The 20,690-nt window shown below is 61.1% G+C and carries 11 protein-coding genes; 1 reads left to right on the top strand and 10 read right to left on the bottom strand.

All coding sequences use genetic code 11. The features are described 5' to 3' along the window. Nucleotides 1-19: 19 nt before the first annotated feature. From ACXJKO_RS09060 to ACXJKO_RS09015, 10 genes are all read right to left on the bottom strand, one after another. Entirely contained in the window at nt 20-967 is a 948-nt protein-coding gene (locus tag ACXJKO_RS09060; RefSeq protein ID WP_457090756.1) for an IS110 family RNA-guided transposase, read from the bottom strand. A 249-nt stretch (nt 968-1,216) separates the two neighbouring features. Then, nucleotides 1,217-2,551: a tetratricopeptide repeat protein gene (locus tag ACXJKO_RS09055; protein WP_457090755.1), complete on the bottom strand. Its 1,335-nt coding sequence runs from the start codon at nt 2,549-2,551 to the stop codon at nt 1,217-1,219. Between the two features lie 66 nt (nt 2,552-2,617). Further along, the gene (locus tag ACXJKO_RS09050) at nt 2,618-5,443 is read right to left on the bottom strand and encodes a tetratricopeptide repeat protein (RefSeq protein ID WP_457090754.1); all 2,826 of its coding nucleotides are present in this window, start codon (nt 5,441-5,443) and stop codon (nt 2,618-2,620) included. Nucleotides 5,444-5,522: 79 nt separating this feature from the next. Continuing rightward, nucleotides 5,523-8,441, bottom strand: coding sequence for a hypothetical protein (locus ACXJKO_RS09045; protein WP_457090753.1), 2,919 nt, complete (start codon nt 8,439-8,441; stop codon nt 5,523-5,525). Nucleotides 8,442-8,443: 2 nt separating this feature from the next. Then, nucleotides 8,444-9,544, bottom strand: a complete 1,101-nt coding sequence (locus tag ACXJKO_RS09040) for an alginate lyase family protein (protein WP_457090752.1) — start codon at nt 9,542-9,544, stop codon at nt 8,444-8,446. A gap of 9 nt (nt 9,545-9,553) precedes the next feature. After that, on the bottom strand, nt 9,554-13,297 hold the full coding sequence (locus tag ACXJKO_RS09035; protein WP_457090751.1) for a NosD domain-containing protein: 3,744 nt from the start codon (nt 13,295-13,297) through the stop codon (nt 9,554-9,556). Next, nucleotides 13,275-14,693 carry a mannose-1-phosphate guanylyltransferase/mannose-6-phosphate isomerase gene (locus tag ACXJKO_RS09030; RefSeq protein WP_457090750.1) on the bottom strand — a complete coding sequence of 473 codons (1,419 nt, stop codon included), beginning with the start codon at nt 14,691-14,693 and terminating at the stop codon, nt 13,275-13,277. The genes ACXJKO_RS09035 and ACXJKO_RS09030 overlap by 23 nt, the downstream gene beginning before the upstream one ends. A 59-nt stretch (nt 14,694-14,752) precedes the next feature. Continuing rightward, on the bottom strand, nt 14,753-15,946 hold the full coding sequence (locus ACXJKO_RS09025; protein WP_457090758.1) for a PilZ domain-containing protein: 1,194 nt from the start codon (nt 15,944-15,946) through the stop codon (nt 14,753-14,755). Nucleotides 15,947-15,982: 36 nt separating this feature from the next. Then, nucleotides 15,983-17,527 (bottom strand): glycosyltransferase, encoded by a 1,545-nt coding sequence (locus ACXJKO_RS09020; protein WP_457090749.1) that lies wholly within the window; start codon nt 17,525-17,527, stop codon nt 15,983-15,985. Next, nucleotides 17,499-18,809, bottom strand: coding sequence for a nucleotide sugar dehydrogenase (locus tag ACXJKO_RS09015; RefSeq protein WP_457090748.1), 1,311 nt, complete (start codon nt 18,807-18,809; stop codon nt 17,499-17,501). The genes ACXJKO_RS09020 and ACXJKO_RS09015 overlap by 29 nt, the downstream gene beginning before the upstream one ends. A 611-nt stretch (nt 18,810-19,420) precedes the next feature. Here ACXJKO_RS09015 and ACXJKO_RS09010 point away from each other — a divergent pair. Then, the gene (locus tag ACXJKO_RS09010; RefSeq protein ID WP_457090747.1) at nt 19,421-20,632 is read left to right on the top strand and encodes a polysaccharide lyase family 7 protein; all 1,212 of its coding nucleotides are present in this window, start codon (nt 19,421-19,423) and stop codon (nt 20,630-20,632) included. Nucleotides 20,633-20,690 lie beyond the last annotated feature (58 nt).

The raw sequence follows: 20,690 nt of genomic DNA, 5'->3' as shown, positions 1-20,690 counted from the left end.
GCTAGAGTATCCGTATTGATCAAGCGGGTTTTGGGGACCAATTTCGCTGATCTCGCAAGAGCGCATTGGCCAAGATGATGAGTTTGCGCATGATCGCCGTCAGGGCGACTTTCGCCGGCTTTCCCGCCGCGAGCAGGGCCTGGTACTTGGCTTTCAAATCCGGGTTGAAGCGGGCCGCTACCAGCGCCGGCATGTACAGCGCCTGACGCAGATGGGCGCGACCACCGCGGATCATGCGGCGGCCGCGTGAAGCCCCGCTGTCGCGCGCCACTGGAGCCAAGCCGGCGAGGCTCGCCACCTGGCTCTGATCGAGGCTGCCGAGTTCGGGTATCTCAACCAGCAGGCTGACGGCGGTGGCTTGAGCAATGCCGGGGATGCTCATGAGGATCGCCAAGCGTGGGGCAAGATCCGCATCCTCCTGACACAGGCTGAGAAGGTGAGCCTCAAGGGCGGCGAGCTGGTGAGCAATCTGGCGCAGCCGCTGGTCGAGCTGACGCCGCACCAGCGATGAGCGCACGATCTTCTGCCGGTTGAGGGCGGCCGTGCGATCCTTGATCAGCGCCTGTCGCGCCACCAACAACTCCTTCATTGCATCCAGCGTGGGGCTCAGCACAGGCCGGGTCGGTGGCTCCAGCAGGGCTCCAAAGCGTGCCAGCAGCGCCGCATCAAGCCGATCGGTTTTGGCGAGCTGGCCCAGAGCTTCCGCGAAGCGGCGAGCGTGACGGGGATTGATCTTCGCCAGCGGCAGACCGGCCCTGGCAAGACTTCGCTCCAGCACGCGGTGATACGCACCAGTCGGCTCGAAGACCACGCGCTCGATGGCATGGCCGGAGAGCCAGGCGATGAGGGCGCGATGGCCTTTGGCGTCGTTGGGGAAGTGGCGCGCGGCTCCATCAGGGTAGAGACAAACATCGAGCTGATCTTTGGCGATGTCGATGCCGGCGGTCTGTGGTATAGGATGATCCATCTTTTCCGCGTCCTTGGCTTGTCATGCGGGCCATCACGCCCGGGTATCCGTTCAGGCCACGAGGAAAAGAGAGGGGCGGTCTGACTCTAGCTCGACCCGCACCGGTCTGCATCGGAACGACCCGTCCCCTCCCACCGCCAGCGAGCTCGCGACTCGCTGGCGGTATCCTCATCTTGCTCGATCAGGACGCAAAAATCATAAGACAAGCATCGGAGATAGGGCATTTCGCAACGCCCTATCTGCTTTCACTCATTTCACGACAGTACCGGTCTCGGCTGCTTTCGGTGTGAGCTGTTCTCCGACCGAGCTGGTAGCCGTCGGCTCCGTCATGGAGCTAAGCGCCACGGCGGCGAGCGGGAATCCACTTTCCTGGGCGCTGCTCATGAGCTCAATCGCCTTGTTGAGATTTGCACCGACCCCCGTGCCGGACTTGTACATGAGGCCGAGGCGATACTTGGCTTCCGGAATGCCCGCATCCGCGGCCTGTTGCAGCAGGCTTGCCGCCTTCTCAGGCGCGGCAGAGACACCCGTTCCATCGGAATAGGCTTGCGCCAAACCGATCAAGGCTTCCTGGTTCCCGGCCGCGGCCGCCTTCTCTAATCCGGCGACGATGTCCGGCACGATTTCACTCTTCGAGCGCAGCGCGAGAAGGCGCGACAAGCCCTGACCGGCTGCGACATTCTCCTTGTCTTGCGCAGCGAGTGTATACCATTGCACGGCTTGGCGCTGGTCTTCGACTTTGTCGCTGCCCGCCAGCATGTTGGCAAGATGGGTAGCAGCAGCGGTGTCGCCGCGGTCCGCAGCCACCTTGATCAGGTGACCTGCCGCCTCGCGATCCTGTACGCCGTTCGTCCCACGCTCCAGGTCCATGGCAACCTGATAGGCGACATAGGGCTTGATCTGCGCGGCACGCTCGAAATAGCGCAGGGCCGCAGGCATGTCGGCTTCTCCTTCTGCGCCGGTTGCGAGAGCCCAGCCAATCTCAACGAGCGTAATGCGGGTGCGTCCGTCATTGACCGCATCGAGCCATTTCAGCGCAGTTTCTTCGCTGCGCTCCACGCCGCGGCCGGCGCCGTAGGCATAGGCCACATGCGCCCTCGCGCGCTTATTGCCGACGCGAGCCGCCCACAGATACCAATCCGTCGCCTTCTTCACGTCAACCGGAACGCCTTCCCCGCGATCATACATGCCGGCAATCGCGAGAACGGAGCTCGAAGCGCCACGCATCGCTTCATAACGAAGCTTGCTTTCGATCTTCCCGCGATTTGCACCTTCGATGCTGACCTCATGACGCGCCATGACCTTTGCCAGAAGACGCGTTGCGGCGCGATCTCCGCGCGACGATGCGACCTGGAGCGCGTCCAAGCCTGTCGAGAATGCAGGTGAATCCACCTGCGCCTTCAATGCGGCATCGCCCAATTTCAAGAGACGCACTGTTGGCATGGCGCGAAGCTGGGCCATGGCCGGCCCGGACGAAGCGGCCGCCTCCGTACCCTTGTCCTGTTTGACCGGAAGAGCCGGCGCCGCAACGGCGGTACCTGTCATCAGGCAGCTCAGAAGCATGAAATGCGTTGTTCTGATCATTGGACTACTCCCTTGCGATCTTTTCGGCTCTCGAAGAGCCGGTGGCGCCGAGGCGCCTACTCAGTGTTACTTGCGTGTTGCCGCTTCCGCCGACGCCAGCCATTTCTGAGCGGCTTCCGCATTCACGTCCGTTCCAAATCCAAGTGTCATGGCGAGGCTGACGCCATACATGGCCTCGGCATCGCCGGCATTGGCCGCACGCAGCAGCCAATCGGTGCTGACATTCGCCGACAATTCGACGCCATACCCGGATGCGTAGGCGCGCGAGAGTTCCTTCATGGAGAGAGTATCGCCGGCCTCCGCCGCTTTGCGCAGCCAGCCAGCGCCCTGTTCGGGTTCAGCCGGAATGCCGAAGCCGAATTGCAGGCTGCGCCCATATTCACGCATGGCGGGAACCGAGCCTGTTTCGGCCACTTCCTTCAGAACAGCGATGGCGGAGCCCTCGTCACTCGCCGATCCTCCGGCAAGGCGTGCCAGATCGACAGCGGCAACGTCGTCTCCCTGCCGCAGAGCCTTGCCGAGCCATGCAACCGCCTCATCGGTCTTTCCCTCTCCGAACTTGCCGGAGGCGTAGCTACGTCCGAGAAAACGCATGGCCTCGACCTTGCCGGCATTGGCGGATTTCTCGATGAGCCCGAACGCCGCCTGCTGCTCCTGCGGATCTCCGTCGAGCATGACGCGGCCGATGAGGAACAGGGTTGCCGGGTCGGGCTGATCCAGCTTGATGTCGTTGAGCGCCCGCTGAATCCACATATGGGCGCGCTCGCTCGATTGCGGGTCAGGCATGCGGCGATAAACCTGCGCCAGCTCGGCCATGTCACGCGCCACGCAGACAGGAAGCGCCTCAGCCCGTTGTACCCAGCGCGACATTTCGGATGGGTTCGTCGACATGGACGCAAGAGCAATCGCAGCGCGGGCACTGCCTGCATCCACCGCCGCGCGACGCCAATCCGAAGCGGTTTTGGCTGTCGGGCGAAGCTGCTCATCCGATTGATCGRCCAACGCCAGCATGGCTGCGGGATTGCCGGCGGAAGCCGCCTTCTGCAGAAGCGTCACGCCCTTCCACTGATCATTGCCGCTCTGGGAAACCAGGAAGCGCCCTAATTCGAGCATGGCGTTTGGATCGCCTGCTTGCACAGCTTCCTCAAGCAGCGCTTTCGCAGTGGCATCATCACGCGATGGACCCTCGGCACTCAAAAGCCTGCGCGCCAGAAGGAGGAGCGCGCGCGAGCGGTCCTCTCCCGGTGCAAGGGCTGCACTCTTCCACCGCTCGGCGGCACTCTCGTCGGCGGCAACACCCTGCCCTGTCTTGTAAGCCAACGACAGCATGATCATGCTTTCGCGATCACCACGCTCGGCTGATTTCATGAGGGCCGCCATGCTTCTCTGCGCGGCGGCAGGATCTCCATCCGTTTGTGCGGCTAGTGTCGCTATGCTGCGCGCGTGGCCCGCCTCTGCTGCCCGCTCCATCCAGGCACGGGCCTGCTCCGCATCGGGAGAGACGATGGCGCTGCAGGCATACAGGTCGGAAAGCACACCCATGGATTCCGGATTGCCACGACTCGCCGCCTCCTTGAGAAGGCCAAGAACGTCGGTTCCGTTCGCATCCTGCGGGCGCGCCAGAAGAAGCTTCGCAAATTCGGTGAGAGCTGCCGGATCGCCGAGATCCGCGGCCTTGCGATAGAGCGCGAGCGCACTCTTCAGATCCGGCTGCCCGTTGATGCCCATCACGTGGAGCCGTGCGAGCCATACGACGACGCTTGGGCTATGCCCCGGCAATTCGGCGGCGCGCGTGAGCGCATCGGCCGCCTTCGGAAGATCGGGCGTCGCGCCGTACTCACCACGATAATGCCGGGCCAGGATCTTGTAGGCATCGATATCGGCGTAAGATCCGGCCTTCTCCAGCCACGCAATCGCTTTCGGGAGATCCTTGGCTGTTCCGTCTCCTCGCAGCATGCGCTCGCCGAGCGATGTCATGGCCTTCGGTGCGCCGGCGGCGGCGGCGCGGTTGAGGTGCTTGAGGATAATGTCAGGAGAAGTCTTCGCGCGTCCCTCGGTGTAGATTTCAGCAAGGGCGATATCGGCGCGGTAGTCGCCTTGGCGAGACGATGCCTCGAACCACTTCACCGCCTCCGGCAGGCCGCTCGGCACAAGGGATTCATCCGCAAGCACCGTGCCGATCTCAAAAAGAGAGTTGCACTTACCCTTGCCGAGATCACCGTAAAGAATAAGGAACCCCAGTTTGACGAGATCATCCGTCACCGCCTTCGGCACTTCACCGACGCGTCCGCTGCGCTGAAGACGGGCAAGGCCGATCACGCCATCCACGTTACCTGCAGCGGATGCCGTACGAAGGAGCCGCTCCGCCTCCTTCACGTCTGCTCCAGCGATGCGCCCCTCCGCATGAAGGCGCGCGAGCTGCACGGAGGCATCCATATGCAGCATGGATGCGGCGGACGTGAAGAGCGATGCGGCCTGCTCAGCATCCACAGGCCCGGCGGCCGGGTCGAGCATCAGCTTGCCAAGGCGGTACACAGCTCGTCCCTTGCCGGGCCAGTTGCGGCTGGCAAGGTTCTCGAACAGCTTGCGTGCGATCGCGGGATCACGCACCACCTGTGCGGAACCATCCGCATAGAGAGCCGCTGCATCGAACATCTCTTCGAGATTGATGACGGCTTGCGTCTTCTCCCATTTTTTCCAATCACGGGTAAGGTTCGCCTTTGACGGTTGAGCGCAGATCTTGCTGAAATCCGCGTTCGGTCCCAGGGAGCGCGAGGCCTGCGCCTGCGCCGAACCAGGGAAGAAAGCCAAAGCCGATAGCGAGGCAGCGGCGATCGCAGAACCGAATTGCCTGCCATGCCGGGAGCAGCCGAACTGAATGAGCGTCTTCATGCTGATGTTCCATTCTGCCTTGGCGTGACGGGCTTTCATCGGGAGCGCTTATTCCTCTGCTGGTGTCGTTCGGTGCGGATCACTCGTCATCTTCAGGATCGCCGGGTTCCGGCAGCTTCTTCTTGCGTACGGCCTTGATGGCCTGCCAGTGCCCAGCCTTCGCAGCTTTGGTGAGCCAATCGTTGCCATCGATATTGTTCTTATCCTGGGATGCGGGCTTATAGCGGAGCGCCAGATGATACATCGCGGCTGGATGCCCGCCCTGTGCTGCCTGCATCAGCCAACGCTCAGCCTCCTGAGGCTTGGAATCATGCGCAACGGTATTGATGCGATACAGCTCGTAGAACGCATCATACGAGCCGACACGAGCTGCACGCTCGAGCCAGGTTTGCGCGAGTGCCGGATCCACCTGCGTACCGAATCCTTTCCGCAAGGCGCGCGCGACTTCGATCATCGCTTCCGGGGAACCCGCCTCGGCGGCCCGCAGGAAGGATGCGAACGCGCCTTCCGGATCGACCGCCGCACCCATTCCGGATGCCTTGGCATTTCCAAGCTCAAGCCGAGCCATCATCACGTTGGCTTCGCCGGATTGCGTCAGAAGCTGCTCCGATTTGACACCATCATGCTCAACCCCGCCGCCATAGAGATAGGCCATACCGAGCTGCAGCTGACCTTCCGGATCACCGTTCTGCGCGGCGAGCGCATAGAACTGCGTTGCCAGCTTGCGATCCCGCGCGACCCCATCGCCTTGGACATAGGCATCGCCAAGGGCGAGAAGGACTTTCGTGTCACCGGGCTCGTCATTGTAGATCTCGCGATAAAGCGCGATGGCCCGCGCCGGATCACGCGGCAGCCCCTCCCCTTCGCGATAGGCTTTGGCGAGAACGAAACGCGCCGGGTCATATCCCAGCTGGACGGCACGCCGCAGCAGGGCCTCCCCACGAACGCCGTCGGATTGAACGCCCGAACCGCGGAGAAGTGCCTGCGCATAGGCCGTCATGGCCGCCGGGTTGTTCTTGCGAGCAAGCGTCTCAAGAGTCGCAGCCCCGCGCTGCGATGTGCTTGGATCCTTGAGCTGCAGGATTGCGATACGGCTCAAGAGTTCATCATTCCCGGCGGCCGCCTTCTCGGCGGAGGCAAGCCAGCGTCGGGCCTGCGCGATCTGATCCGGTGCTTTCGTCGCCAGATATGTCTCGGCAAGCTGCAGCGCCGCCTCCACATTGCCGCCCTCAGCCGCTTTGCGCAAAGCCGCATCTGCCATGGGACGCTCGCCGCGAGCCAGATACAGCTTTGCGAGAGCGATAGGAGCGCGGGCATCGCCGGCGCGGACGGCGCGCTCCAAGGCTTCCCGCGCCATGTTGAAGTGACCCGGGCCGCCCGCTTTGGAGTAAAGCGCGCTCAGCTCGATCATCGCGGGCCCACTGCCTGCCGCAGCCGCACGGCTCAGCCATGCAGCGGCGAGTGCGTAGTCCTGCGGGACGCCACGTCCTTCACTGAACATGCGCCCGAGCCGGACCATGGCGGTGGAGCTGTTCGCCTCGGCGGCCTTGCGATACCATTCCAAAGCGCGCGGCGTTTCCACGCCGTCAGAGCGAAGGGCATAGAAATCGCCAAGCCGAACCAGCGCGACGGTCGCGCCTCCTTCGGCCGCTTTCTGATACCAGCGCAGCGCATCGTTTGGAGCAGGCGCGACGCCGTTGCCATTCATCAGCGCATCGCCAAGGCTGACAGCGGCCTTCACATGGCCGCGCTCGGCAGCACCCTGCAGGCGCTCGATGGCGATCTTCTGCAAGGGCGCGGTGATCGAGTCCGGATAAGCCAGAACAGTGCGAGCAAATTCGTAGAGCGCTGTCGTGCTGTCCTGCTTTGCTGCCCGATCGAAGAACTCGATAGCAAGCGGAAGATTGCGATCGATCAAGTCACCGTTCCGAAGAAAGCGACCAAGTGAGACGAGAACGCCCGGGTCCTTGTCGACAACCTTGAGAGCCTCGGTCAAAAGGATCTTCGCTTCATCCGGCTTGAACTGGCTGCGGATCTCGGCGCCCATCACGAGCGCGCGCGGCGCCTTCGTCTCGATGGCCCGGTCGAGCCACAGTTCCGCCTGCGCAGGAGAAACTCCAAGAGCGCCACCATTATACGGATCTTCGGCGATCACCAGCGCGGCTTCCACCGAACCACGTTTCGCGGCGGTCTCGAAAGCAGCCCTCGCCTCCTGCGGCTGATAAAGGGGAGACTTCGAATCGTAACGCATGCGGCCCAGACGGAGCGCCGCTTCCGCGTCACCGAGATCCGATGCACGGCGATACCAGTCGAGCGCGACACTCAGGCGTTCCGCGCCGTCGCTCGTCATGCGGTAGTGATCCGCGAGAGTCCTCGCCGCATCGGCGGAACCCTGCTTGGCCTCCTGGAAGAGAAGGCGAAGGCCTTGCGTGGCGAAAACATTCGCCTTGGTGGCATCCGTCTCAAGGCGCGCAAGGGCTAGACCAGACTGGCCGTGGCCCTGGCGCAGAGCCACTTGGTAAAGGCTTCGCGCAGCCGCCACATCACGAGGGACGCCGATGCCGTTTTCTGTCAGTCCTGCCAGGAGATAAGCCGCTTCACGGTTCTGCATGGCAGCGGCGCGACGCAGCAGATCGGCGGCACGCTCATTGGCGGCCTGTCCGCTGTCGCTGTTGAGCAGCATCTTCGCGCGACGGACTGCGGCGGCCGGCCATTGCGGGCCGAGGTTCGTCAAGGCGCGCTCATAAAGCCGCTCGGCCTCCTTCGGGTCAGTCTTGCGCAACGGGTTCGACTCGCTGACCGGAAGACCGTCCTCGAGGAGTTGCGCTTGATCGACGAAAGCCTCCTGATCCTGTCGCCGGCGCAGCTGCTCGACACGCTCCATCGTCGCGCGGAACTGGGTGCGGGTTTCCACATCGGTATTGGTCTGAGACCAGGCCGTTGAGGTAGACAGAAATGCTGTCGTCGCAAGAAAAGGAAGAAGCCGGGATTTTTGCATGATCAACCGCGCCCCCAAATGCAGGTCGCGTTGCCGCCGACGAACTCGTCGATCAGCGGACGCTCATTGCGAAGATTGCGTGCGAACAGCGCCTTGAGCCGCTTGGATGCGAGGCCGGGGCGCTCATGTGCGAGATAGGGCTCGACCCAGGCCATATAATGACGTCCGTGGCCGCGCTTCGTGAGGAAGCCGAGGTCAGGCTTCCGGAAATCGGATTCGTCACCGGGAATGTAGTTCTCCGAGGCGTAAGCCAGAACCACATTCGGCTCCGTCAGACCGTTGAGCAGATAGGAGAGAACCCGATCGAAGCTGCCGTTTCCTTCGCGCAGGCTGTAGAGATCCGTTCCGCGCGCACCAGCGATCTCGGCCATGACGGTCATGCTCGCGAGGGATTGGCGCATATACCAGAGAGCACGGGAGCCACGGCGCGTCTCCAGCGGCAGGCTGCCGTCCATGCGTGTTTCAGACAGGATCGTGCGGTAGCGGTTCTGCCCTTTGGCATAGAGCGCCTCATCGCCGACCACCGCACCCCAGGCCATAAGGACGCTGTCCGTGAGATAGCGATGGTTGTTGTGATCGACCGTGCCGTCGAAGATCCAATCGACCTTGCGCACCAAAGGATCGATCCATCCGGAGATGGTGCGGCGCTGCTCGTCATCCAATCCCTTCTGGATGACCGAGTAGCCGACGATCGTCGGAAGGAGGATGCGCTTGAGCGCGTAATAAGCATCGTTCTCGACCTCGGTGCCCTCGAAGGCCTTTGCCTTGGCCCAAGTGAGATAGAGATCGCGCAGCGCAGTCTCGGACGATGTGTCTCCCGCAAGCGCCCTTCCGGTCAGCACCATCACCGCCCAGGCATAATCGTTGGCCGCACCGTCCGTGCCGTACCCTTCAGTGGCCTTCAGACCGGGGATCGGCTTCAACGCGTTCCACGCGGCGTCACGCGGGATCGCAAGACATGCCGCGCGAATATTGGCAAAAGCCGGCTGGGTCAGAGCCGAGCGCCGCTGCTCCACATCGAACAGCCCAGGCTGCGCCGATTGAGCGAAGGATGATCCCGCCGAGAGGATAGTCAGGGTCAGAATGGCAATAAGACGCTGCATGCCTGTTTCTCAAGTCCCTTGGGATGTGGTGGAGAATGCCCGATGTTGCACGGTGTCGCTTGTCGACGTGCAATCGGACGACGCATTGGAATCGAAGATGTGAAGATCGGCAGCGCCTTCGAAATAGCCCTGCTCGCGCAGACGACAGGCGATGACCGGCCTTGCCGGGCGGCAGGTGCTGGCCACCAGCGTATCGGCCTGGGAGGCCGCTTGCAGCACGAGCCCTTCTAGACCGCGTAGATCGCCGCCGAACAAGCGCCGTGATTGCTTGACGAAGCGGTTGGAGAACATGCTGAGACCGGATGCGCCTTGAGCATTGATGCCCACGCCGTTCGCCGAGAACCGGTTGCGGCGCAGCGATACGCTGGTTACGGGGGCATACGGATCGAGCTTGAAATCGCGCGTTTCGCCACTCTTCGTGTCGATGAGGTTCGCCACATAGGCATTGACGCCGGAATTCCCGTTGCGCTCAATCCGATTGCCGTAAATGCCGATATCGAAGCTGTTGCGAACTTTCAGACCATCACGCTTGTTGGCGAGCAACTGGTTGTCGGTCATCAGGTTGCAGGAGCTCTCGAAGAGTGTGATGCCGTCCTGCAGATTCTGGAAGGCGCTGTTGGCGTGAACGACGTTATTGGAGCTGTCTCGGTCCAGCATGATGCCGGAGCCCACATTGTCGAAGGCGAGGTTTCCGACAATCCAGCTTTCATCGACCTCGCGCGAGATGATGATGCCGTGCTTCACCATAGTGCCGTATGTCGTGTTGAAAGCGATGGTCAGCTTGCGCGTCCGGTCGTGCGGATCGAGACCGTAGACGACATTATCGACATATTCGTTGCCGACGATCTGAATATTCTCTGCCTCATAGGAGTAGAAGCCGAAATGCGAATTGCGGAAGACGTTGTCGACTACGTATCCGGTCGCATGAACCTGATCGCGAAGTTCGGACACGCGGATGGGACCTGACGAATAGGACAGACCGAATGATTTGGAGTTCTCATAACCGAGCGCCACCAGAACGGATGCGGCCACGTTCATCCGTCCGTCGCCCCAGCTCAGCAGGAAGGGGCGGAAAATGTGTGTCTTGCTTTTGTCGGACCATGCCGGCTGTCCGGCCTGCTCGCTGTAGCCCACGATATCGGCATCCACGACGTGAAGCTCACCGGCGCTGGCGATGAAAGCGCCCGCTTCCGCGCTGAACCGGTAAGTCGGCACGTCCAGGCGGGAAAGGATGAGCTTCGCACCGGGAGCGACGAATACGGGCACGCGCAGCGTCAGGACGTCTCCATCGACGGAAATCAGGTTCTGGTCGGGCGTTCCCTGCAGCTGGCGTGCCAGCATGCCCAATGTGGTCACGCCCTTCTGGACCACGATCATACGCGGGCTCGGGATGCCCTGATAACGGATCGCCTGCTCGATACGTGTGCTGCCGGTCGGCCCTTCGTCGAGAAACTTAGAGATGTAGAGATTGTAATTCGCGAACGTCACGCCGGCTTCGGCGCCGCCGGGCCAGGGCACCATGTCCCGAATCTCGCTGGCCTTTGCATAGTGGGACGGCAGCGGAACTTTGGTGGAAGGCGCAGGCGCGCTCTCGACCTTTGCAAGCACGAGGCCGCGACGGGTGCGCTGCTCGCGTCCGAGTTCCGCTTCATCCGTCTCCGTCGGAAGGCTAGCGGTGGTGTCGACCACCTCCGTCGCATCCTCTTTCACAGGAACAGAGAGGGAAGCGGCCTGCATCTCCGCAAGGCGACGAAAGGAGGCAACGCGTGTCCGATCATCCGCGATCGAACGGATGAGATCCGCAGCCAGAATAATGCCGTCGGCCTGTCCGGCGATTTCGAGAGCAATGTCCTCCTTGTCGGCATCGCTCATCGTCTGGCTCAAACGGCGCTTGAGGACGGCATCCGGCAGGCTGCTGCGTTTCTTCTGCTCCACCGCCTGCTTGGCCTCGGCCTTGGCCAAAGCCTCATCTGCGCGGGTACGGATCTTGTCGTCGACGATCCGTTGCTTCAGTTCGCCGGCTCGATTTTTGTCCCCCAGATCTGCAAGCGATTTGACGATCGTGTAGAACGCCTTGTCGCGGTCCGTCTTGTCCTGGCTTTCCGCAATGCGGATGGCCTCTGCATAAGCCTGCTCACCGGTCTTGGCGTCCTTCTTCCGGCTTGCCTGGCGCCCGATCTCGACCCAGGCCTCGACCTGCGCCTCCTTGTCCGCGATACGACCGGCAAGAGCGGTCGCGTCGCTGAACTTACCGGCCTGGGAATGGGACTTAACAACGGCGGCCTGCACACGGCCTGCATCCTCCGGCTCGGAGATGTCGGAGAGGATCAAAAGCGCACCGGCAGCGTCCCCGGCTTGAGCCTTGGCGCGACCGATGCCACTGAGGGCATGCGACCGGTCCTCGCGCTCGCGGATCTTGGGCAGTATGGCTTCCGCATCCGCAAGACGCTCACTTTCAGCTAGGCGCTTGGCAAGGTCGCCGAGGGCGGACGACGTCTCCGAGCTTTCCTCCAGACGACCGATATAGCTCATGGCCTCATTCAGCCGGTCCGCGCGCGTGAGAGCACGAACGGCCTCGGGCCAGACCACGACCTGGGTCGCCTTATCCGCCGCTTCGGCGCTCTCAAGCGCCTTGGAGAAGACCTGCTCCGCCATGCTGCCATAGCCTGCACGCTCCAGCTCACTTGCGAGCGTGAGCTGCGTCGTAATCTTCGACGCACCGTCCTGCATGCTGTCGATGATGGCGACGGATTGAAGCGGCACGCCTTTGGCGATGTGCTCCTTCACGATGGCGGCGAGCGCCTTCTGCTGATCGCTGGGGCTGAAGAGACCCTGCGCGGCAGACAGCGCGGATTGCTGATCCTGCTTCTTGAGAGAAGCCGTGAGGATATCGTTGAGAAGCTTCTCCTGATCATTGCTGCCGGGGAGTGCCAGCGCAACCTGAAGGCTGCCGGGAATATCTCCGGCGGAGAGGCGCTTGCGTGCCTCGACTGCGAGCTGATCCTTGGGAGCTTTCTGCCAAGGCGTTCCTTTCAGACGCGCCACTGCCAGATCCTGGCGTGCATAGGCACGGTCACGTGCACGGGGCATCTGAGTGATGGCGCGTTCGGCCAAGGTGACGCCTGCCGGACCGAGATTGACGGCAAGGCGGGCAGCGGCGTTGTATGCGCCGGACTGCTCGCCGGCTCCGGGAATGGATTTCGCCGTGTCGATCGCAAGCTGCACGTAGCGCAACGCACGATCCTGCACGCCGATCTTCGCATAAGCCTGAGCGAGCTCGATGAAAGCGGCGGCGCGATATTCCGGCGCTTTCTGTTCGCTTGCGAGCTGATGAAGTGTCACGCCCAGTTCGACACGGTCCGCATTGGATTGCAAGGCCGTCAGCTCCGCCAGGGAAGATTGGAGCAGCATCGAGCCGAGCATATCCCGGCTCAGTCCGTCATCAGCCAGTCGCCCGAGCTCGGCCCGCGCGCTGTCCCGCAGTTCAGGCGATCCCTGGCCCTGAGATTCCGCGAACTTTTCGAGAAGCCGGATGCGGGCGAGCGACACCTGATAGAAGCCGGCCTTCTGCTTCGCATTCCCTCCCTGCTCGGCGGACATGAAGGCCTGCCGAGCCTCTTCGGCGAGGCGCGAGRCTTCGTTCGGCTCCTGAGCGAGGGCTCCCGTTGCCAGGATCCCCGAACTCAGGATGATTGCCAGAAGGGCGACGAAAGCCGGCATGCGGCGGCGCTCAGCTCGCAACGATACGATCATATTGATCCTCCAGGCGCACGATGTCGTCTTCGCCGAGATACGACCCGCACTGCACCTCGATCAGATGCAGCTCCTCGTCGCCGATATTCTCCAGCCGATGCACATCGCCCTTTGGAATGTAGACGGACTCGTTGGCCGTCATCACGGAGACGGCATCGCCGACCGTGACGCGCGCCGTTCCGGACACCACGGTCCAGTGCTCCGACCGGAAATGGTGATATTGAAGCGAAAGTCGGCCAGCCACATCGACGATGATGTGCTTGACCTGGAAGCCCTCGCCTACCCGCAGGGATTCATAGGATCCCCATGGACGGCGAACCTTGCGGTGAGTGTTGGCCTCGGGCCGTCGCGCGGCGGCAAGCTCGCTCGCGAGGCGCCCCACATTCTGCGCCTGATCGATGGAGCCGACGAGGACGGCATCGGCCGTATCGACCACGACGATCCTCTCCACGCCTAGCACTGCAACGAGGCGGGAATTGCCGTGCACGTAGCTGTTGCGTACGTCATGGAGAAGCGTGTCGCCGCGCGAGACATTTCCGTTGTCGTCCTTCGACCCGACGTCCCAAAGAGCCGACCAGGAGCCGAGATCACGCCATTCAGGAGACACGGGCACACAGACAAGGCGCTCGCTGTGCTCCATCACGGCATAATCGATCGAGATCGCGGGGGCCGCATCGAACTCCGACGACAGACGGATCGTATCATTGCCGCGCTTGGCGGAGCCCAGAGCGCGGCGAGCGCAGGCCAGGACCTCCGGAGCATAACGCTCGAGTTCCTCGAGGATCGTGCGCGCCGTGAACATGAAGATTCCGCTGTTCCATAGGTGGCGACCGCCGGCGAAAAGGGCTTCGGCAGCAGGGCGCTTCGGCTTTTCGACGAAGCCGGCGACCTTGTAGCTCGCCTCATCATAGGACTCGCCGACTTCGATGTAGCCGAAGCCGGTTTCCGCATGAGTCGGGCGAATGCCGAACAGGACGATCTGCCCATTGCGCGCGGCCTCAGTGGCCTGTGCCACCGCTTCCGCGAAGATTTCCGCCTGGTCGATCACATGATCGCTGGGCGCGACGAGCATGWGCCGGTCGATGTCCTCCTCGGCGATCAGAGCTGCCGCGGCGGCAATGGCCGGGGCCGTGCTGCGGACGGAAGGCTCGACCAGAAGGCGCACGGCGCCGGAGCTGATCTCCCCGAACTCACGCAGGGCGAGATCCCGGTGGTTGTTGTTCACGATGATGAGGGGCTCGGCATAAAGGTCCGTGCGAAAGCGCTGGACCGTCTGCTGGAAGAGGCTCCGCTCACCGGAAAGAGCATGAAACTGCTTAGGCTCGCTGGAGCGGGAAACAGGCCACAAACGGGTTCCCGATCCGCCGCACATCAAAACCGGAATGATATTATTCATTATTCATCTCCAATAATTCGAACTCGCTCCGGGTACGCAGCCGGAACGGCCCATGAAGCTCATTTGAGGATCGCGATGCGCTTGTCGTCGGCCTTCACCGGTGCTTCGGAAATCTCTCGTGCGTCAGCGGTCTCCTCACTGCGAAAAATCGAGGCGATCTGATTGCCTGCCCAGCTCATGCCCGCATGAACCTTCGTCGCTGCGCTGCCGATGGATGTTCCGGAGAAAGTGTCGAACACGACGGAGACCGGCTGTCCGATGGCGCTGTTCTCAAGTTCGCGACCGGGCGCGAGCTTGACGAGGAAGCGCCCGGCGCTTGCATCTCCATCCGACAGAGTGGGAAGACGCTCGATCTGTGCGTCCCGCACCTTCGTGCCGTCGGCGTATTCGATGACGGCCTTTGCCCCGCGATAGAAGCGTAGCACCTCGCTCTGAGGAATGCTGGCCGCGATGTAAGGGGCGCTCGTCTTCTCTTTCAGCACGAGGATCGGCGCGCCTTCACGCACGAAGTTCGAAGCGCGATTGTAGCGGGCCTGGACGACGCAATCGCAAGGGCTGTCAATGACGATGCTGCTGCTGCCCTGCGGCCCCTGGATGGTGAGAAGCGGCTCGCCCGCTTGAACTTCTTCGCCTTGCGCAACAAAGGTCAGTTGACCGCTGGATGGCGCGGGGACGGTAACGAGATCAGCCGTGATCAGCGCCGATTGTGCGGGGATGATGTAGAGCTTCTGGAAGATTCCTGTTCCGATGAAGCCTGCAAGGAGCAGCGTGACTGCGGCAACGGCGCCGTATCCGGCAAAGTTGCGCCCATAGTGCGCCGCGTTTTCCATGAGACCCTGAGGTTTCGGGCGCTGCGGCACTTCACGGGTCTTCCCTTCGTTGCGGCGCGAGACGACATCCAGCACGTCGCCAGCCTCGACGACCTCTCCCGAGAGGTAGGCATCGAGAATGAAGCGCAGGAGGTTGTGCTGCCGGGGCGAGACGTTGACGAAGCGCATGCCGACCCGGCCATGCTCCTCGTTGACATAGCGAGCCTCCGCCTGCACCGGCAGGGTGAGTTCGTAACCGTTGAAGGGAAAGATCAGGGTCAGATCCACGACATTCCCTGGAACGGCATCGAATGATCCGCTCCGCAGACCAATTCCACCAACGGAAAGATCGATGACCGACACTTGTGTCCCAGCATGAACGCACTTCATCGRCAGGCGGTAACGGGGGTGCTGTCGTTGAACCTCAGCTTCATGCGTAATCATCTTCATTGCTAGATTCTCCATCTCGAAATCGGCAGCTTATGGAAAAAAGAAGAGAGCTTTCGGCGTCGGCAGAACATCCACGCTCCAGGCCAGGATTGTCAGGAAGGCGACAAGTGAAAGGCTATGCATGTAGGTCGACATGATACTGCTTGCGGCAAAGGGGCGTTTTGCAGCTTGCGCAGATGTGGTTTTCTGGCGGGTCCACTTCTGCCGGTCGAGCCGGAAGGTGATGTGCACCTTCATCAGGGATCCGAAGATCTGGTTGAAGTACAGAAGGAACGGATAGAAGACGGACACCCGGGGGCGCGCAGCCAGAAGCGAGAGCGTCAGGACATAGCGGGACGCCAGGATCCACAGCGCGTAAAGCAGGAACGCATAGCCGCTGATGAAGAAGCCGGCGATCATGGCGACGGCGAAACCTACGAGCGACGTCCACATGGACATGCGTTGATCGAGAATCGCCCACCAGGTGAAGAGACCGATCCGCTTCGGGCCAAGGGCAAGGGCGCGGGAGTTCGTGCGCAGCATGTTGCCGAACCACCGGACCATCAGCATGGCCGCGGCAGACACGAAATTCGTGGCCGGCGGGTCCTCGACCGTCATCACGACCATGTCGGGTACATAAAGCATCTTGTAGCCGTTCCGCAGAAGCCAGAACCAGCTGGACTTGTCGTCACCCGTCAGGAACTTGAAGCGGCCAAGACGCCAATGATCGATGTAGTCGAGCTCGACTTGGCGAACGAAAGTCGGATCGCAGACGATGTCGGCCCTGAACATCGACATGCGGCCGGTGAGAGTCAGGACGCGCCCGGAAAGCCCCATCGACGACATGAGGGTATGTCGCTGAGCGAACCGGAGCGCATACCATTCCTGGAAAATGCGGCTGCCGCGCACTTCGCATGCTTCATCCGTCGTCAAGGCTCCGACCTGCGGGTCCAACTGGAAGAAGCCTGCGCATTTCCCGATGAGATCGCGCGGAACGATGCTGTCCCCGTCGATTACGGCAACGACATCATCCTTCGAGGGCGTGCGGCGCGCGATGGCCCGGAAGCCATAGGCAAGGGCATCGCGCTTGCCTGTACCGGCAATGCGCACGACGACAAGATCGACCTTGTCCTGATCCTTGCAGACGCTGTGGTACAGGGCTTTCACGAGGCGCTGATCGCCGGCCTCGACGAGCGAAGCGACGACCGTGGCTTTCCCCGGGGCTGCAAGAGCAGCCTCAAAAGCCGCCTTGTAGACCCGCGCCGTGACGGCGGCATCGATGCGAAACGTCGTCACGAGCAGGTAGGCATGCGGGGCCTGCGCGGTCACGAGTTCATCGGCGATCCTGCGCATTCTCGGGAAAACCCGCTTCCGGTAAACCAGCGCACGGATGAAGTGGAGGAAGCCCCACCCGTAGCGCCAGATTGCCAGGAAGCCGACCGCTCCGATGAAGCCGCCGCCGATCATGCCGTAGACCTCGCCCGGCAGTTCGATCGCAAAAGCTACAACGGCAACGATGTAGAGTAGATGTCCCCAAACCGACTCCGAGAGCCGAACGCTGCCGGTGTTACCAGCAGATTCCCTGATAGAGCTCACTTGAACACCTTGTCTGATCGATGCGGACGAGATCGATGAGTGGACGGTCGTCATCGACGACGCTCATCAAGCGCGCGGCTTCTGCCCGGTTTCCGAGGACGAAGACCTCCGCGTGGTCGACCACTTCATTGATGTCCGCCGTCAGCAGGGAGGTGAGATGCGGCAGATGGGAGTGCACGAACTGCAGGTTGGCGCCCGTCAGCTTCGACACCTGAATGTTTGGATCATAGATGCGGATGTCGTAGCCGCGGCCGAACAGACGCTCGGCGAGTTCAACTAGTGGGCTTTCGCGCAGATCGTCGGTTCCCGGCTTGAAGCTGAGGCCGATGATGCCGATGCGGCGCTTGCCGGTGGCGGCAACCATGGAATAGGCGCGACGGAGCTGCTCCTCGTTGGCTTCCATGGTTGCATCGAGAACAGGTGTCGGAACCTCCAGCCTGCGCGCGGCAAAGCGCAGCGCCCGCAGATCCTTCGGAAGGCATGACCCGCCGAAGGCGAAGCCCGGCTTGAGATAGGCCTTCGAGATATTGAGGCGCGTATCTGCGCACAGAACATCCATGACCGCGTGGCCATCGATTCCGGCTGCCTTGCAGATGTTGCCGATCTCATTGGCAAAGCTGATCTTCAACGCATGCCAAGCATTGTTGGTGTACTTCACCGCTTCAGCGGTGCGGATCGAAACGATACGAGGCTCGACCTTGAAGATCTTGTGCAGGTCGACGAGGCGGTCGACGGTAGCCTGATCGTGACGTCCGAAGATGATCGCACCCGGATCGTAATAATCCGCGATCGCAGTACTTTCGCGCAGGAACTCAGGATAATAGGCAATGCCGAAACCGACGCCGGCCTGGCGCCCAGAAGCGCGCTCCAAGGCCGGAAGGATGATGCTTTCCATCGTGCCGGGCAGGATGGTGGAGCGCATGACGACAGAGTGAAAGGAGTTCTTCTCACGGATCGCCGCGCCGATTTCCTCGGCAGCAGCGGTGACATAATTCGTGTCGAGCGAGCCGTTCGAACGGGAGGGCGTGCCTACGCAGACAAACGAAATGTCCGTGCCCTGAATGGCATCGCGGACGTCGCTTGTCGCCGTCAGACGCTTGGAGCGAATGCCTTCCTGGATGAGTCCTTCGAGACCCGGCTCGACAATGGGACTGATGCCGGCATTGAGCGGCTCGACCTTCTGCGGATTGGGATCGACTGCAATGACGTTATGACCGTCATTGGCCAAACATGCAGCCGAAACGGCTCCCACATAGCCAATTCCAAAAATACTGATTTGCATAGGCTGTTCCTGCTGGACAACAGTGAAAATCAGGCGCGAAATCTTTAAAGCGGCGCCCGGTGTAGCCTATTAAATACTATCGACCCGGCCTTTTTCTCGTCACTATTTCGGCTGGAGAGATACCCCCGAGGGGTAAGTCAAAGCGTTACTCCCTCTAATGGCTTAAATTAACTCGAAAGAGCTTGAAAACACCTACAGCAGACAGGTTGCCACGAGTTAATGCCCGGCTCTTGGGCAAGCCATGCAACAGGCGGGCGCAATGGCAACAGGTTTGAGCACAGGCCTCGTAAAAGGTCATAACGTTTAGAAAAGCCCATCAGGGCTACCTGCGTCGAGATTCGTGCAGGCAAGGGCACACGCATCGGAATCATGCCTTAAAGTAAGGAAAGATTGACATCTGCCATAATGTTGCCTTATCCGAGCAACAAAGATTCCGTGCGTTTAGTTGAGTTATTGTAAAAGTCTGACATTTCGAGACTTTGAAATGGGCTATTCTAATATAGCGCTACAACATTCCGCTATTTACCACGTCGCCCATTCGTCATCGAAGCGTTATTGAAGATTTTGCAGAAGTCCCGTGGAATGGGACCTAATATATTTGGGGCAAGACAGTGGCTTTGGATCTTAATGCCGCTCCGAGCGGCAATTTCAGCTTGAAAAATTGGAAGATTACACTTCCCGTGGATGCCTCCGGCAGCTTCTCCCGGACCGCCGTCGAGGTGAAGAAACTCGCCGACTATCAGAACCCCAGCTACTTCTATACTGGGAGCGATGGAGCGATGGTCTTCAATGCACCTGTAGAAGGCGCCACGACAAGCGGTTCTCGATATGCCCGCACCGAGCTTCGCGAGATGAAGGGCTCCGAGCGCGCCGCATGGACGCTTGCCCAGGGCGGCACCCTCTCTGCAACGCTCGAAGTCGATACGGCCCCTACCCTCTTCAGCGGCAAAGGCGGACGCGTCGTCATCGGCCAGGTTCACGGTCAGGACGAGGAACTGGTCCGGCTGTATTGGGAAAACAACACCATTTACTTCAAGAACGATCGGGCAGGCGCGGGGAACAAGGAACTCCGTTTCGACCTGAAGAATGCATCGGGGCACAAGCCGAACGTTTCTCTGGATGAACGGTTCTCATATTCCATCAAGGCGAAGGGCGATTTTCTGGAGGTGGTCGTTCGGGCAGACGGAAACGTCTATAAGTCACAGTCCCGGATCAACGACGTCTGGGACACGGACAAATTCTATTTCAAGGCAGGCGTCTATCTCGGCGTGAATGAAACGCAAGGCACGGGCTACGGACAGACTTCATTCTATGCCCTGACATACAGCCACAGCTTCGGGTCCAAAGGGGCCGCTGCCTCTCCTTCCTCCAACGTGACGAAAACGGTCAAGGGGACCAACGGGCACAATGTGCTGAGCGGCAGTTCGTCCAAGGAAGTCATTTACGGATATGGCGGTCCGGACAAGTTGTACGGCAAGGGCGGCAATGACACGCTCGTGGGTGGTGCAGGCAAAGACGCCTTCGTGTTCGACGCGACGCCCAACAGCAAGACCAATATGGACGTCATCAGAGATTTCAGCCTGAGGGACGACGTCATTCGCCTCAACGATTCCGTTTATACCGGCATCCAATCCGGCAGGCTCTCGGCAGACAGCTTCGTGATCGGGGCACAAGCCAGCGATCCGAGTGACAGGATCGTGTACGACGACAAAACAGGCGCCGTGTTCTATGATGCCGATGGCAGCGGAAATGTAGATGCCGTTCAATTCGCTAGAATTGACGCGGGTTTGTCGCTGATGGCTTCTCACTTCATCATCATCTGATCCTGTCGATCACGATGACGCATCGCAGCCTCGGAGCAATCCGGGGCTTCTTTGTTTT

The organism is Microvirga sp. P5_D2 (assembly GCF_054049475.1).
The sequence above is the reverse complement of the archived record's forward strand: the minus strand, read 5'-3'. Positions and strand labels throughout refer to the sequence as shown.